This is a genomic window from Stenotrophomonas sp. Marseille-Q5258, assembly GCF_946900935.1.
In the GTDB taxonomy this organism is placed as follows: Bacteria; Pseudomonadota; Gammaproteobacteria; order Xanthomonadales; family Xanthomonadaceae; genus Stenotrophomonas; species Stenotrophomonas nematodicola.
Map to the genome: position 1 here is coordinate 108,105 of NZ_CAMPPN010000011.1, position 14,229 is coordinate 122,333.

At 67.8% G+C, this 14,229-nt stretch carries 14 protein-coding genes; 6 read left to right on the forward strand and 8 right to left on the reverse strand.

Annotated features, from left to right (window positions below; all coding sequences use genetic code 11):
* Window positions 1-62 precede the first annotated feature (62 nt).
* Window positions 63-1,400, forward strand: coding sequence for a sigma 54-interacting transcriptional regulator (locus OC534_RS09165; protein WP_136003171.1), 1,338 nt, complete (start codon window positions 63-65; stop codon window positions 1,398-1,400).
* 19 nt (window positions 1,401-1,419) lie between these two features.
* Here the strand turns inward: OC534_RS09165 and OC534_RS09170 are convergent, their stop codons facing one another.
* From OC534_RS09170 to OC534_RS09200, 7 genes are all read right to left on the reverse strand, one after another.
* On the reverse strand, window positions 1,420-2,730 hold the full coding sequence (locus OC534_RS09170; RefSeq protein WP_017355803.1) for a hypothetical protein: 1,311 nt from the start codon (window positions 2,728-2,730) through the stop codon (window positions 1,420-1,422).
* A 45-nt stretch (window positions 2,731-2,775) separates the two neighbouring features.
* Window positions 2,776-3,537 carry a hypothetical protein gene (locus OC534_RS09175; RefSeq protein ID WP_262071686.1) on the reverse strand — a complete coding sequence of 254 codons (762 nt, stop codon included), beginning with the start codon at window positions 3,535-3,537 and terminating at the stop codon, window positions 2,776-2,778.
* A 9-nt stretch (window positions 3,538-3,546) separates the two neighbouring features.
* Entirely contained in the window at window positions 3,547-4,257 is a 711-nt protein-coding gene (locus OC534_RS09180; RefSeq protein ID WP_136003169.1) for a C39 family peptidase, read from the reverse strand.
* A gap of 134 nt (window positions 4,258-4,391) precedes the next feature.
* A complete protein-coding gene (locus OC534_RS09185; protein ID WP_136003168.1) occupies window positions 4,392-5,825 on the reverse strand; it encodes an adhesin in 1,434 nt (477 codons plus the stop codon).
* A 44-nt stretch (window positions 5,826-5,869) separates the two neighbouring features.
* Entirely contained in the window at window positions 5,870-6,508 is a 639-nt protein-coding gene (locus tag OC534_RS09190) for a hypothetical protein (RefSeq protein WP_262071688.1), read from the reverse strand.
* Window positions 6,505-7,035 carry a hypothetical protein gene (locus tag OC534_RS09195; protein ID WP_136003167.1) on the reverse strand — a complete coding sequence of 177 codons (531 nt, stop codon included), beginning with the start codon at window positions 7,033-7,035 and terminating at the stop codon, window positions 6,505-6,507. Before OC534_RS09195 ends, OC534_RS09190 begins: the two co-directional genes overlap by 4 nt.
* A 356-nt stretch (window positions 7,036-7,391) precedes the next feature.
* Window positions 7,392-8,720 carry a dicarboxylate/amino acid:cation symporter gene (locus OC534_RS09200; RefSeq protein ID WP_262071689.1) on the reverse strand — a complete coding sequence of 443 codons (1,329 nt, stop codon included), beginning with the start codon at window positions 8,718-8,720 and terminating at the stop codon, window positions 7,392-7,394.
* Window positions 8,721-8,869: 149 nt separating this feature from the next.
* Here OC534_RS09200 and OC534_RS09205 point away from each other — a divergent pair, with 149 nt between their 5' ends.
* From OC534_RS09205 to OC534_RS09225, 5 genes are read left to right on the forward strand one after another with little or no spacing between them, the layout of a single operon-like run.
* Complete coding sequence (locus tag OC534_RS09205) at window positions 8,870-10,582, forward strand: alkaline phosphatase (protein WP_262071691.1); 1,713 nt, start codon at window positions 8,870-8,872, stop codon at window positions 10,580-10,582.
* Window positions 10,582-11,151, forward strand: a complete 570-nt coding sequence (locus tag OC534_RS09210) for a WG repeat-containing protein (protein WP_262071692.1) — start codon at window positions 10,582-10,584, stop codon at window positions 11,149-11,151. The genes OC534_RS09205 and OC534_RS09210 overlap by 1 nt, the downstream gene beginning before the upstream one ends.
* Before the next feature lie 56 nt (window positions 11,152-11,207).
* Window positions 11,208-12,506 (forward strand): tRNA lysidine(34) synthetase TilS, encoded by a 1,299-nt coding sequence (gene tilS, locus OC534_RS09215; RefSeq protein WP_136003165.1) that lies wholly within the window; start codon window positions 11,208-11,210, stop codon window positions 12,504-12,506.
* 36 nt (window positions 12,507-12,542) lie between these two features.
* Window positions 12,543-12,803 (forward strand): exodeoxyribonuclease VII small subunit, encoded by a 261-nt coding sequence (locus tag OC534_RS09220; protein ID WP_136003164.1) that lies wholly within the window; start codon window positions 12,543-12,545, stop codon window positions 12,801-12,803.
* The gene (locus tag OC534_RS09225; RefSeq protein WP_017355124.1) at window positions 12,793-13,671 is read left to right on the forward strand and encodes a farnesyl diphosphate synthase; all 879 of its coding nucleotides are present in this window, start codon (window positions 12,793-12,795) and stop codon (window positions 13,669-13,671) included. Before OC534_RS09220 ends, OC534_RS09225 begins: the two co-directional genes overlap by 11 nt.
* A gap of 107 nt (window positions 13,672-13,778) precedes the next feature.
* On the opposite strand, the gene OC534_RS09230 is transcribed toward OC534_RS09225, so the two are convergent.
* A complete protein-coding gene (locus tag OC534_RS09230) occupies window positions 13,779-14,162 on the reverse strand; it encodes a DUF4870 domain-containing protein (protein WP_017355123.1) in 384 nt (127 codons plus the stop codon).
* Window positions 14,163-14,229: the final 67 nt, after the last annotated feature.

Sequence of the window (14,229 nt, forward strand, 5' to 3'; positions counted from 1 at the left end):
GCACGTTCGGAGCACCCGTCCAGGACCTGATGCCGCCCCTGTTCTTCTCGACAAGGTGACGCATGGCGGCAGTCCCTGAATTCCCGGCCCGGTGTGTGATCTGGTTTGGGCGCCCCCTGGCCAACGAACGTGCCGCGCTGGCGGCGGCAGGCTGGCAGGTCCGGGGCGTGGCGCCCGAGCAGTGCGCCAGCATCGGCATGCGTGGCAGCGACCAGATCGTCGGTCTGCTCGACCTGCGCGATGGCGTGCCGGCCCAACTGGCCCCTCTGCAGCAGTTGCTGGTGGAGCATCGCCACATGAGCCTGCTGGCGATCGTTCCCTCCACCGGGCTGCCCCCCTCGCCGGCCGTGGACGCGCTGCTGGAGGCCTGCGTGGCCACCTATCGTGCCCCGGTGGACATGCCGCACCTGGTGCTGCGCCTGCAGGAACTCGCCGACGGCGACGGCGCGCGCAGCGGACCCGGTCCACAGGCACTGATCGGCGACAGTGCGGTGCTGCAGGTCACCCGCGCGGCGCTGCGCAAATTCGCGCCGGTGGAGCTGCCGGTGCTGATCACCGGCGAAACCGGTACTGGCAAGGAACTGGCCGCGCAGGCGTTGCATGCGTTGTCGCCCCGCCACGCGCACCCGTTCATGGCGGTCAACTGCGGGGCCATCCCGGCCGCCCTGGTGCAGTCGGAACTGTTCGGGCACGAGCGCGGTGCCTTCACGGGCGCGGCAGCGCGGCGGCTCGGCCTGTTCGAAACCGCCAATGGCGGCACGGTGCTGCTGGATGAGATCGGAGACCTGCCGTTGGACGCACAGACCAGCCTGCTGCGTGTGCTGCAGGAAGGCACGGTCGAACGCGTGGGCAGCAACCGCCCGCTGGCCGTGGACGTGCGCGTGCTTGCCGCCACCCATGTGGATCTGGAAACGGCGGTGGAACAGGGCCGGTTCCGCCGCGATCTGTTCTACCGGCTCAACGTGCTGCGGCTGCCGTTGCCCCCCCTGCGCGAGCGCGGCAGCGACATCGTGCTGCTGGCCCGTCACTTCCTGGACAGCTTCCGCCACCGCCATGCCACCCGCGCGCGCGGCTTCAGCGCCGACGCATTGCGTGCGCTTGAGCGCTTCCACTGGCCGGGCAATGTCCGCGAGCTGCTCAACCGCGTGCAGCGCGCGGCGATCGTCGCCGAAACCGAGCTGATCAGCGCCACCGACCTGGAACTGGGGCAGCCGCTGCTGCCGACCGCGCACCGCGGCCTGCACGACGCCCGCCAGGTGGCCGAGCGTGAAACGCTGCTGCATGCGCTGCGCCAGAGCGACTTCAACATCAGCGCCTGTGCCCGCACGATGCAGGTCTCGCGGGTCACCATCTACCGCCTGTGTCGCAAGCACCAGCTGGCCCTGCCGGAACTGCGGTAGGGCCTGGCGTCGAGATGCCTTACAGCATGTACGGCACCTTGAACGCCAGGGTGAAGTCCGGCGCGTCCGGCGTCAGGCCGATGCCGAGCAGGCTCACCAGCGTGGTGTTCTGATTGAGCGCATAGGTGATGCCGAGGTTGAGCGTGCCGGCATTGGCGTCGCTGCCGATCACCTTCAGCCACTGGCCGTTGCGATACCGCGTGGAGGCGCGCGCACTGAGTTTGTCGCTGAAGGAGATGCTGAGGCTGGTGCGCTCATTGAATGCGAAGGCGACGCCGGCACCGAAGTAGTACGAGCCGCCGAGCTTCACGTCGCCGGGGTTGACCGTATCCGGATTGGCATCGATGTCGTCGAAACTGCGCGGGAAGGAATGGATGTAGCCGATGTTGGCGAACAGGATCGCCGGATCGGCGGTCTTCACCGCCGACAGGCCGACGTTGGCCTGCCATACGCCATTGCCGGTGGGCTGCTGCTCGGGGACCGCAAAGCGGATGAAGTCGTCGTCATCGCGTTCCAGCACCTTCCAGTCCAACCCGTACGGCGCACGCCCGGTGGGCGCGGTGGCCCCCACGGTCAGCACCGTCTCCGGCCACCGCCCATGTTCGGAAAACAGCTTGTAATTGGCGCTGACGCCGATATCGCCGATTCCGTTGCCGGTGGTTTCCTCCTGCGCGATCGCCGCGGCCGAGCCACCGGCACCGCCCTTCTGGAAGACCGTCTTTCGCGCCAGGTAGGGCACGTCCATGTTCAAGGTCAGGCGCGGGCTGACACCCCAGCGCGCGGCCAGGTTGTAGGTCAGCGTGTCGGACTCCACGTTCTCGATGGCGATGTTGCCGAGGAAGATCGCGTCCAGGGCAAGGAAGCCGTTGAGGCTGAGCTGCTTGCGATCGTAGCGGGCGTAGGTGAGGCTGTTTTCCAGGGTGAAGCGACGGCTGAACAACGCGGCCTGCTGCTGCTTGACGTCATCCACGCTGCGCCGCGATTCCTGTTTGGCCTGCCGCGCCTCTTCGGCGCTGCTCGCATAGCCCTCGCCGCCCACCGGTGCCGCCGGTGTGCCGGCAGGCAGTGGCGGGGGTGCCGCAGCACCCGCCGCCGCGACCGGTGCGGTCTTGCCGGTCAGGCGTGCCTGCATCGCCTGGACCTGCATGTCCAGCTCGCGCAACCGCCGCACTTCCTGGGCGTAATTCGCCTTCAGGGTTTCCAGCTGCGCCATCAGTGCCTTCACGTCGGCCTGGTCGTTGCCGGCTGGCTGCTGCGCGTGCGCGCCCGCCGCTGCCATCAGTGCCAGCGCCGCCAGCGCCAGCGGTGTTGCCCGTATCGAAGTGTGCATTGCCTTGGCCCACGGTTGTGTTGTCGCCCCCTTGCCGGTCCTGCCTTACTGGCCCGGCCCCATGCCTACACCCCGTACCAGCGTCATCGCCTGGGCCACGTTCTGGCTCAGCGGGACGTTGTTGACCAGGGACTGCCTGACCAGATCGATCTGCAGGCGATTGCTCACCGCCTGGCCGTCGCTGCTGAGCGCGATGCTCTGGCCGACGCTGCCGTTGCGGATCCACTGCTGCACCGCGCCGGCGCCCTCGATCTGCAACTGCACCTTGGCGCTGTTGCCGTCCAGCTGGGCAATGGCACTGACCCCATCGCGCTGCAGTGAGGCCACGTGCGCGCTGTCGCTACCGGCGGGCGGCGCAACACCGTCACGCACGGTCAGCCGGGTGGCATTGCTGGCCTGGTTGCCGTCGCCGGCGACCTGGATGGTCTGGCTGAGTCCGGCCACGTTCTGCAGGCCACTGGCATCGATGCTGCGACCGGTGGTGACCGGCAGCGGAGCATCGGCGGCGGTAACGCTGACGCTGGGCGCGAAGGTGATACGCGGGGTGCTGCCCTGGGTGAAGTCCATGCCCAGTTTCAGCGCGCTCTGCGCCGACTGGCCGCCGGCGGTCTGCCACTGCGAGATCATGGTGACGCCGAACCAGGCCACTGTATTGCCACCGACGGTGTAGCGTCCCCGCATGAGGTTCAGTTCCGGATCGGGGATCTCGCTCAGTCCCTTGCCGGGCCGGCTTTCGTCGGCATGCGCCGGTGCCATGCCGAGCACGGTCAGCAGCACCACGCCGGGCGTCCACGTTGCGATGTTCATGTTGACTCCTTAAAACAGGTCGGCATGGGTGAATCCGAAGTCGACCAGTTCCGCGTCGGTGATCGGGCCCTGCCGGGCATACAGCGAACGCGCACTGGGCCGTTCGCCAGGCTGCAGCAGCACCGTGTTGCGATCGAAATCACTGCCGATCACGACAAACACGGCGCGCGACGGCCACGCCTTGAGAAATTCACTGACGGGCAGGCTGCGGTTGCCCAGGATCGGGTCGGCCACGTCCACCACATCGCCACGGACCTGCTTGAGGACCACGAAGTGACGGAACCCGCGTACGTCCATCAGCACCAGTCCAGGCACGCGCAGCGATCGCAACCGCTCTTCGTTGACGCGGTAGCCGCGCCCGCGCATGCCCATCGATTCCACATAACGTTTGATGTCCAGCAGCGAGAATCCACGCTGGTGCACCAGTTGGGGGTCCGATACCCCCATCATCCCTTCGATCACCGTGCCTTCGTCCGCCTCCAGGTGGTAGGCGTAGCGCAGGATCGTGGCCAGCGCCGCCGCGCCGCAGCTGTAGTCGGTGTGCTGCCGCACGATGTTGCGGAAGCGCCGTTCCTGCATGCTTTCCACACGCTGGGTCAGCACCGCTCCATTGGGCAGCACGCCACTGAAGCCGACATCGCCGGCGCGTACCGCGCCCATCGGCAGCATCAGCAGCGACAACGCCCACACCAGCATCCAGATGCGAAAACGGTTGGACATTGCCTTCTCCGGCTCAGGAAGGAGCCCCTGCCCCGAAAGGGGGAGAAGGGACAGGGGCTCCCGGGGAGCCCGGCCATTGGCGGATGGCCGGGTTTGTTGCGCTCAACGCGTACTGCTTGCGAAAACGGACAGACTTACTCGCCGGTGCCGCCGCCACCGCCGCCGGTGGAGGGTTGCGCCACGGCCAGCGCCAGGCTGTTGGCCTGCAGGTTGCCGGTACCCGCCGACACGTTCACCCCGATGTTGCCGGAGGCATTGGAGAACGCACTGCCGGACAGGGCCGCGGTGTTGGTTGCATTCACCGCCACCCAGCGGGTGGTGGAGACGGTGCCGCTCAGGCTCGCGTACAGGTCGGCCACGCCCAGTTCGACGAACTGGCTGGTGCCGCTCTCGTCGGTATCGAAGGCGATACCGCCCACACCCTGGCGATTCGGATTCGCCGTCGCGTTCTGGATGTCGTTATCCATGTCGATGTGGCCCGTTGCATTGCCACTCGGATGGTCCAGCTCGCCATTCCACGTATCCAGGTAGTAGTTGTCCTTCTGGTAGGCGTTGCCGGTACCGCTGTAGCGGCCCGCACCCACCGCGAGGGTCCCGCCGGCGACACGGCCGCGCAGGCTCACGTCCACGGTATCGGTCATGCGCTGCAGATAGCCGGCATTGCTGACGGTATTGCCGCTGGAGACCTGGTTGGAGCTGATGCTCGAGGTGGCATAGGCCGCGGTGGCCACCGAGGCGGCGAGCGCGTTCTTCTGCTCGTTGTTGTTGCCGGAGGTGGCATTGACGCCGATGTTGCCGGACGCACCGCTGAAGGCATTGCCGCCCAGGCCCGCCGCGTTGGTCACGCCGGAGTTGAGGGTGGTGTTGCCTGCGCCGTACTGGTTGACGAACACTTCGGCGTCGGCCATGCCGAAGCTGAAGGACGCATCAGCCGCGGACAGCGATGCGGCGTTGTCCTGGGCATTGTTGTCGCCGGCGGCAACGTTGAAGCCGAGGTTGCCGGACGCATCGGCGCCGACGTCATCGGCGATCGAAGCGCTGTTGGTCACCAGGCTGTTGCCCGCCATGTTGTTGGTGACCGACTGGCGGTTGTCGATGATGGCGATCGCGGCCGAGTCCAGGTCGATCGAGCCGGTGATCTCCGGATCGCCGGAGAAGTTGATGTCCGAGCTCAGACGCAGATCCTTCTCCAGGTTCACGTCCACGCCGTGGTTGTTCTTTTCCTTGCGCTCGTCGGCCTGGATGTTGCTGGTCTTGTTGACGTCTTCGTTGACCGTTACATCGCGGTTGCGGGTGACGTCTTCGTTGACGGTGGTGTTGGTGGTGGTGTTGGTGTTGCGGGTGTTGTTCCAGGTCCGGTTCCAGGTCCGCGAATCGGTGTTGGTGTTGGTTTCGGTGTTGGTATCGGTGTTGGTGTTGGTGCGGGTCTCGCTCACATTGTGCAGGTGATTGATGTTCGCGCTCTGGTTCTGGTTGTCACGGTCATTGCCCCAGCCGTTGGCGCCGGCCGTGGCCGATGCCGCAGCGATGGCGACTGCGAGTACGGTCCGCTTCATGGTGGTGTTCATGGTGCCCTCTCTCTCATCACAGACAATCGGGTGGATGTGACTACTCACGGGGTGGACTGCACCGAGATGCTCAGTTGATTTGCGGTGGCGTTGCCGGATCCCGCGATCTGATTGAGTTGCAGGACGCCGTCGAAACCCTGCAGTGCGGTCGCTTCCACCGCCACCCTGCGGGTTCCAGCCGGCCGGCCGTCGTTGACGGTCGCCTGCCCCCCTGCTGACGCGAGCGCACCCGACGCGGCCAGAGCCTCGTCGGTGGTTTCGCGTATGCCCTGTTGCGCCAGCGTCGCGGTCACGACGTTGAGCGTCGCGTTGCCGTTGCCGCTGGCCTGATTGATCGATGCGACGCCGCTGGCGCCGCGCAGTGCCTGTCCGCCGATGCTCGCGCTGGCATCCATCGGGCCGTCGGCGAGCACGCGGTCGCCGGTCTGGCGCTGCTGTGCCTGGACGGCAACACTGGCGCGCTGCCCGTTGGCGATGCCGATGAGGTTGGCCTGCTGGTTGAGATCGCCGGCCACCATGTTCACGCTCATCGCACCGTTGGCGCCGGCCAGCGCACGGCCGTCCATGCGGCTGTGGTTGAGGTAGGACAGCATCGCGGCGTAATCGTCGCCGGACTGCGCCGCGGCGACAGCCGGAACGATCAGCGCGAGCGTCAGCGCACTGCCCCGCAGCCAGGCGCTCATTTGCCGGGTCCGCCTGCAGGCTGGCCGAGCGGGAACTGCGCCAGCGCGCCCCGCACCTGGTCGCCGATGCCGCGCGTGGCATTGCCCACCGCGCCCATTGAGCCGCCGATGGTGTTGCTGAACTGTCCGCCGGACAGCATGCCGTTGTCGGTGACCTTGCCCAGTGTGTTGTTGACGGTCTGGCCGGTCACGCGTTCGATCGTGGTCGACCCGTGGGCGGCGCCTGCGCCGGTATTGGACCCGAGCGAGGCATAGTCGTCGTCGCTGAGTTCATCCATCCCGGTCGAGGTGCCCAGCGCCTGGCCGACTTCGCGACGGGGCGACGGCTCGGCAATCAGGGCGATCCCGGGCGGTGCGGGACGATACGCCGGCCGGGTGGACACATCGCGCAGCAGCACGATTTCACCCGGCTGGGCCTTCACCCCCTGACGTGCGCCGGAGGCCGTGGCGGCCAGCGGCAGTACCATCACTGCGGCCAGCCACCAGGGGCTGAAGCGCGGTGTCCTGCGTGCGGCGATGCTGTCCATGGCGAACTCCCGAAAACATGCGCAGGGACATCGCAGCAATCGTGCCAAGTCCAGCAGGCCCGTACGACAAGGCCTTGCCGGCGTTCGCACGCGGCAGCCGCTTCATCGGTGTTACATCCGCGTGGGAAAATCGTTGCCTGAACGTGCGCGGGGACAGGCGGCGCGCCCCGCAGCGTCAACGGTGGCGGGCCTGTATCAACGCTGTTACACCCCCCTGATACACCGCGTTACGGTGCGTGGTCAGCGAGGAGAGAAGGAGCATCCATCAGATTCGGGCGGCAGGCGGTGTCCGCCCCACACAGACAGGGCCGGCAGATGCCGGCCCTGTGCGACGTGCCCATCCGCACGGTGTGCGATCAGGACGGGCGTTCTTCGCCCTCGTCCACACCCAGGTTGGTCGACGGGTTGTCGTAGACCGCACGATCCAGCAACCCGGTTTCCTTGGCCACCAGGACCGGCACCAGCATCTGCCCGGTCACGTTCGTCATCGTCCGCATCATGTCCAGGATGCGATCGATCGCGTAGAGGTAGCCGATCGTCTCCAGCGGCAGGTTCGCCGCGCTCAGCACCACCGTCGCCATCACGACCGCCGTGCCCGGCACGCCCGCGGTCCCGAAGCTGCCCAGCACCGAGGCGATCAACACCACGATGTACTGCTCCGGCGTCAGCGGCACGCCCGTGTACTGGGCGATGAACACCGCGCACAGCGCCGGATAGATCGCCCCGCAGCCGTCCATCTTGATGCTCGCGCCCAGCGGCACCGCGAACGAGGCGTAGTCCTTGTTGACGCCCAGGTTGTGCGTGATCGAGCGCATCGCCGCCGGCATCGCCGCGAAACTGGACGAACTCACGAACGCCACCTGCATGCCCGGTGCAGCCCCCCGGAAGAACTTCAGCGGATTCAGACCGTGTGCCAGCAGCAGGCTCCCGTAGACCACCACGATGTGCAGCGTACAGGCCACGTACAGCGCCAGGACGAAATTGCCCAGCGGCAGCAGTTTCTCGAACCCGTAGCTGCCGACGAGCCCGGCGATCAGACCGAACGTTCCCAGCGGCGTGATCTCCAGCACGAAGCGCGTCACCTGGATCATGATGTCGCTCAGCTGACCGGTCAGCTTGCGCGCCTCGGCCACCTTGTCGCCCAGCTTCACCATCGCAAAGCCGAGCAGGCCCGCGAAGAAGATCACCGGCAGGATCGACCCGCGCCCGGCAGCGAGCACCGTCTCACCGGCGGCATTCACCTTGGTGCCGATGCCGGTCAGCGCATAGAACACATTGGACGGCACCACGTCCATGAGCACCTTCACGATGCTCGGCACCTCCCGTGGCGTGTAGCCGTGGTCCATGCTCAGACTGAGGTTGCCGGTGCCCGGCTGCATCAGCGTGCCTACCGCCAGGCCGACGCACACCGCCAACGCCGCCGTGATGATGAACCACAGGAACGTCCGCCCGCCCAGCGCCGCCACCGACTTCTGCCCGTGCAGCGATGAAATGGCATTGATCACCGCGAAGAACACCAGCGGCACCGCAATCATCTTGATCAGCGTGACATACAGATCACCAAGCGGACCGAACCAGGTTTCCGCCGCCGGCCCAAGCAACCAGCCGGCGAGCGCACCCAGCACGAAGCCGCCCAGCACACGTTGCCAGAACGGAATCCGCAACCACGCAGAGACCAGCTTCATGAGCATTCCAGAGAGGATTTGACAGCTGGGCACGATAGCCCAAGCCGGCGCCCGGAACGAGGTGTGGACAGAAAATCAGCGTGTCATCGGCGTGCCTTGCGCCGTTCTGCATAATGAACGCCCGATTCACCTGTGAGATATGCCTGTCCATGTCCCGTTCCACGTCCCTGGTGGTGGCCATCGCCACCACGCTGCTGCTCGGCGCCTGTGCCACCCCCGCCTCCACCTCCCGCAACGGCCCGGCCGCCATCCAGGTCGATGTGCCGCCCGTGGCCCATCCTGCCGGTGAAACCCCGCAGTGGTGGTACCGCAGCGGGGCTGCCCGCGCGGCCGGCAACGGGGCCATGCAGGGGCGGGCCAGGAACGTGATCCTCTTCCTCGGTGATGGCATGAGCCTGACCACCGTCGCGGCCGCACGCATCTTCGAAGGCCAGCGCAACGGTAACCCGGGCGAAGAAAACCTGCTGTCGTGGGAGCGCTTCCCGGCCACCGCATTCAGCAAAACCTACAACACCGACTCGCAGACCCCCGACTCGGCCGGCACCATGACCGCCATCACCACCGGCGTGAAGACCCACATGGGTGCCATCGGCGTCAGCGCCGGCCAGCGCACCGACTGCGCCGACAGCCTGGACAAGGGACTGCTGACCTGGCTGCAGTTGGCCGACAGTGCCGGCATGGCCACCGGCGTGGTCTCCACCGCCCGCCTGACCCACGCCACCCCGGCGGCGACCTATGCCCATTCGCCCGAGCGCAACTGGGAAAACGATACCGACCTGCCCGATGCCGCCAAGGCAGCCGGCTGCAAGGACATCGCCCAGCAGCTGCTGTCCACGTCGCGGTACGGACGCGGCCCGCTGGTGGCCCTCGGCGGCGGGCGCGGCGAATTCACCACCGTTGAAGAGCGCGACCCCGAGTACGACGACAAGGTCGGCCAGCGGCTGGACGGCCGCAGCCTGGTCACCGAATGGCAGCAGGCGCATCCGCAGGGCGCCTATGTCTGGAACGCCCAACAGTTGCAGGCTGCCGCCAACGCACCGGCAATCCTTGGCCTGTTCGAACCGGACCACATGCGCTATGAGATCGAGCGCAAGGACGACCCGGCCGGCGAACCGAGCCTGGCCGAGCTGACCCGGGCCGCCATCGCCAACCTGTCCCGCCACCAGGAAGGCTATGTGCTGATGGTCGAAGGCGCGCGTATCGACCACGCCAACCACAGCGGCAACGCCTACCGTGCCCTGAGCGACACCGTGGCCCTCTCCGATGCCGTGCGCGCCGCCGTCGACGCGACGTCCGACCAGGACACCCTGATCATCGTCACCGCCGACCACTCGCACACGCTGAACTTCGTCGGCTACCCGGCGCGCGGCAATCCGATCCTCGGCAAGGTCAAGGACAAGGGCGGCGAAGATGGTTCCGGTGCGCTCGACGTCGCCCGCGACGGCCTCGGCCTGCCTTACACAACGCTGAGTTATGCCAATGGTCCCGGCTACACCGGCACCACCAACCAGCAGCCGGCCGGCCCCAAGACCTACCCGCACAACCCCAGCAGCTTCGAGGCGGCCAGCGGCCGGCCGGACCTGTCCCATGTGGATACCGAACACCCCGACTACATGCAGGAAGCACTGGTTCCGACCAAGAGCGAAACCCACGGCGGCGAAGACGTCGGCATCTGGGCGCGCGGCCCCGGCAGCAAGGCCATCCGCGGCACGATGGAGCAGAACGCCATCTATCACATGATCGTCCAGGCCACCCCGCGCCTGCGCGAGCGGCTGTGTGCGGCCGGCACCTGCGATGCCAAGGGCGTACCGGTGAACCTGCCGACGCCAGCGGCCTTCGAGCGCAAGGCCGGGGCGCCCTGATGACGGGCACCCCGCATCCGGCACGCCGCAGGCGCCACGCGCGGCGCCTGCGGCTGCCCGCCAGCCTGCTCGCCAGCCTGCTCGCATGCGTTGCAGCGCATGCCCAGGCGCCGGAGTGCAAGGTACTCACCCAGGAACACGGGCTGTGGATGCTGCCCGGCTGCACCCTGGAGGCAGGCAGCCCCCGCATCGAGGAACAGACGCTGGCCCAGCTCGATTACGACGACGACGGACTGGCGGTCGTGTGGGCCGGCGACAGCTTCCATTACGTCAACCGGCAGGGCCGCACCCAGGCGGTCATCACGTGGGACAACGGTCCGGACCCGCTCGCTGAAGGCCTGATGCGCGGCCGCGTCGGCGCACGCATCGGCTACTTCGATGCCCGCCTGGGGCAGGCCTTCCCGGCCACCTTCGACTTCGGTTGGCCGTTCACCGACGGCATCGCGCAGGTCTGCAACGGCTGCCGCCGCGGCCCGGCCGACGCCCAGGGCCACATCCCGATGGAGGGCGGGGAGTGGTTCCACATCGACCGCCAGGGACGCCGCGTTCCCGCTCCCGCCACGCCATGACGGGCGCACATGGCGGCGATGACCACCAGACCCGATACTGCCGGCCTGCCTGAGCCATGCCGGACCCGATGCCGATCGACCTGCCCGTTTCTCCCGACACCCCCACTCCGGTGCTGGTCGGCTTCAGTGGAGGGCTGGATTCGACCGTCCTGCTGCACTGGCTGGCGGCGATGCCCGCACAGCGCGCGGCCGGGCTGCGCGCGCTGCACGTCCACCACGGCCTGCAGGCCGCCGCCGATGGCTGGGTCGACCACTGCCGGGCCATCTGCGCCGATTGGGAGATTCCGCTGCAGGTGATCCATGTCGATGTGGCGCGCGACAGCGGCCAGGGATTGGAAGCGGCCGCCCGCAACGCACGCCGCGACGCCTTCGCCCATGCCCTGCGCCCCGGCGAGCGCCTGGCGCTGGCCCACCATCGCGACGACCAGGCCGAGACTTTCCTGCTGCGTGCGCTGCGCGGCTCGGGCGTGGATGGGCTGGCGGCGATCCAGGCCCATGCCGGGTTCGCTGCCGGTTCGGTCTGGCGCCCGCTGCTGCAGGTGCCGCGCAGCGCCCTGCTCGACCACGCCCGCACGCACGGCCTGCACTGGATCGACGACCCCAGCAATGCGCGCGACGATGCCGACCGCAATTTCCTGCGCCTGCACGTGATGCCGCTGCTGCAGCAACGCTGGCCACAGGCCGATGCCGCGTTCGCGCGCAGCGCCGCACTGTGCGCGCAGTCGCAGCGGTTGCTGGACAGCACCGATCGCGACGCGCTGCGACGTTGCCTGATCGCCCCGGGGGTGATGTCCATCACCCCGCTGCAACGGCTGCCTGCCGAGCGCCGGGCGCGCCTGCTGCGGCGCTGGGTGCGCAACAGCGGGTTGCCGCCGCTGCCGGCCGCAGGCGTGGACGCGATCGAGCAGGACCTGCTGCCTGCCGCACCGGACGCCGATGCGCAGTTCGCCTGGCAGGGCGCACGCATCCGTCGCTGGCGCGGTGAGCTGCACCTGCTCTCCGTTACCCTGGCCCTGCCCCCGCACTGGAGCGTGCACTGGGACGGGCGGGCAGTGCTGGCGCTGCCCGACGGTGGCCAATTGGCGCTGCTCGGCGCCACACGCCTGCCCACGCCGGTCCAGGTCCGTGCGCGGCGGGGTGGCGAACGCATCCAGTTGCCCGGCCGCACCCATTCACACGCGCTCAAAGACCTGCTGCAGCAGCGTGGACTGCCACCGTGGCAGCGCCGCCAGCTGCCGCTGCTGTTCCAGGACGACACGCTGGTTGCCGCTGGCGACCGGGTGATCGCCGCAACGCTGCAGCAGTGGCTGGATGAACACCACGCCCACCTGCAGTGGACGCCGGGCAGCGCGTGAATTGACCCCACCGGGCGCGCGCATCACACTTGCGGCATGCCCAAGAAGTCCCCCAACGAAACCTCCCCGGTCGCCCACTTCGAGCAGTCGCTGGAAGAACTCGAGCACCTGGTGGAGAAGATGGAAACCGGCGAGATGAGCCTGGAACAGTCGCTCAGCGCCTACGAACGTGGTGTGGGCCTGTACCGCCAGTGCCAGCAGGCGCTGGAACAGGCCGAACTGCGCGTGCGCCTGCTCCGCGATCCGGCCCAGCCGGACGCGGCCGACAGCTTCGATCCGCCCGGCCATGACGGTTGAGTCCACGTTCGCGCGATGGCGCGACCGCATTGAAAGCCAGCTCGACGCCAGCCTGCCTTCTCCGGAATCCTCGCCGCAGCGCCTGCACCAGGCGATGCGTTACGCCGTGCTCGGCGGTGGCAAGCGGATGCGCCCGCTGCTGGTCTACGCCAGTGGGCGGATTTTTGGCGCGGACGAACACGCGCTGGATGCGCCGGCCGCGGCGGTCGAGCTGATCCACGCCTATTCGCTGGTCCATGACGACCTGCCGGCGATGGATGACGACGCGCTGCGCCGCGGTCGCCCCACCACGCACATCGCCTTCGACGAAGCCACCGCGATCCTGGCCGGCGATGCGCTGCAGACCCGTGCCTTCGGGCTGCTTGCCGATGCCGCACTGCCGGCGCTGCTGCGCGTGCACTGCCTGCAGGCGCTGACCCATGCATCCGGCGCCGCAGGCATGTGCGGTGGCCAGGCACTCGACATCGACGCCACCGGCCATGCACAGCCGCTGGAGGCGCTGCAGCGCATGCATGCACTGAAGACCGGCGCGCTGATCCGCGCGGCCGTGCGGATGGGCGCGCTGTGCGGCGATGCACCGCAGACCGACCTGCTGCAGCTCGACGATTTCGCCAACGCGCTCGGCCTGGCGTTCCAGGTGCGCGACGATATCCTCGATGTCGAAGCCAGCTCCGAGCAGCTCGGCAAGACCGCCGGCAAGGACCAGGCACAGGAAAAATCGACGTTCCCCGCGCTGCTCGGCATGGAGGGTGCCAAGGCCGAACTGGCTGCACTCAGCGCGCGCATGCACGACAGCCTGGCCGGCTACGACGACCGCGCCGACGCATTGCGTGCCCTGGGACGGCTGGCGGTCGAGCGCAATCATTGATGTGAAGCCCGGCGATGCCGGGCCTTTCGTTACCGGGAAGAACACAAAAAAAACGCCCGGCAGTGCCGGGCGTTTTCCTTGGGACTGCCGCGCGTGCAGCAGGCCGCTTACTTCACCAGACGCAGCGCGAACGGGTAGCGGTAGGCTTCGCCGTTGTTCGCCTTCACGGCTGCGATGATGCAGAAGACCAGATTCAGGATGCCGACCAGCGGCGCCAGCAGGCCGCCGATGATCACGATCATCAGCACGAAGCAGATCAGCATCGCGATGGTGATGGTGATCTGGAAATTCAGCGCTTCCTTGGCCTGGTCGTTGACGAATGCCTTGCTGCTGTCGTCCTTGTTGACCAGCCAGATGATCAGCGGGCCGATGAACCAGGTGAAGATGCCCAGCAGGTGCGCGGCCAGCGCCATCGTGCGCTGGTCGCTCGGCACCGGATCGGTGTGGGCCGGCGGCGGCGGCGGGGCGGTGACGTTGTCGAATTCGCTCACGTAAAGCTCCTTGTGCGGTAAGTGGGTAGTGCGCGGCAGGCTCCCCGCCTGCCAGGGCAGCTTGAAT

Coding starts and splice junctions, on each gene's coding strand:
- OC534_RS09220 (WP_136003164.1), top strand. CDS start 12,543: ATGCCCAAGAAGTCCCCCAACGAAACCTCCCCGGTCGCCCACTTCGAG.
- OC534_RS09190 (WP_262071688.1), bottom strand. CDS start 6,508: ATGAGCGCCTGGCTGCGGGGCAGTGCGCTGACGCTCGCGCTGATCGTT.
- OC534_RS09170 (WP_017355803.1), bottom strand. CDS start 2,730: ATGCACACTTCGATACGGGCAACACCGCTGGCGCTGGCGGCGCTGGCA.
- OC534_RS09175 (WP_262071686.1), bottom strand. CDS start 3,537: ATGAACATCGCAACGTGGACGCCCGGCGTGGTGCTGCTGACCGTGCTC.
- OC534_RS09210 (WP_262071692.1), top strand. CDS start 10,582: ATGACGGGCACCCCGCATCCGGCACGCCGCAGGCGCCACGCGCGGCGC.
- OC534_RS09180 (WP_136003169.1), bottom strand. CDS start 4,257: ATGTCCAACCGTTTTCGCATCTGGATGCTGGTGTGGGCGTTGTCGCTG.
- OC534_RS09185 (WP_136003168.1), bottom strand. CDS start 5,825: ATGAACACCACCATGAAGCGGACCGTACTCGCAGTCGCCATCGCTGCG.
- OC534_RS09165 (WP_136003171.1), top strand. CDS start 63: ATGGCGGCAGTCCCTGAATTCCCGGCCCGGTGTGTGATCTGGTTTGGG.
- tilS (WP_136003165.1), top strand. CDS start 11,208: ATGCCGGACCCGATGCCGATCGACCTGCCCGTTTCTCCCGACACCCCC.
- OC534_RS09205 (WP_262071691.1), top strand. CDS start 8,870: ATGTCCCGTTCCACGTCCCTGGTGGTGGCCATCGCCACCACGCTGCTG.
- OC534_RS09195 (WP_136003167.1), bottom strand. CDS start 7,035: ATGGACAGCATCGCCGCACGCAGGACACCGCGCTTCAGCCCCTGGTGG.
- OC534_RS09200 (WP_262071689.1), bottom strand. CDS start 8,720: ATGAAGCTGGTCTCTGCGTGGTTGCGGATTCCGTTCTGGCAACGTGTG.
- OC534_RS09225 (WP_017355124.1), top strand. CDS start 12,793: ATGACGGTTGAGTCCACGTTCGCGCGATGGCGCGACCGCATTGAAAGC.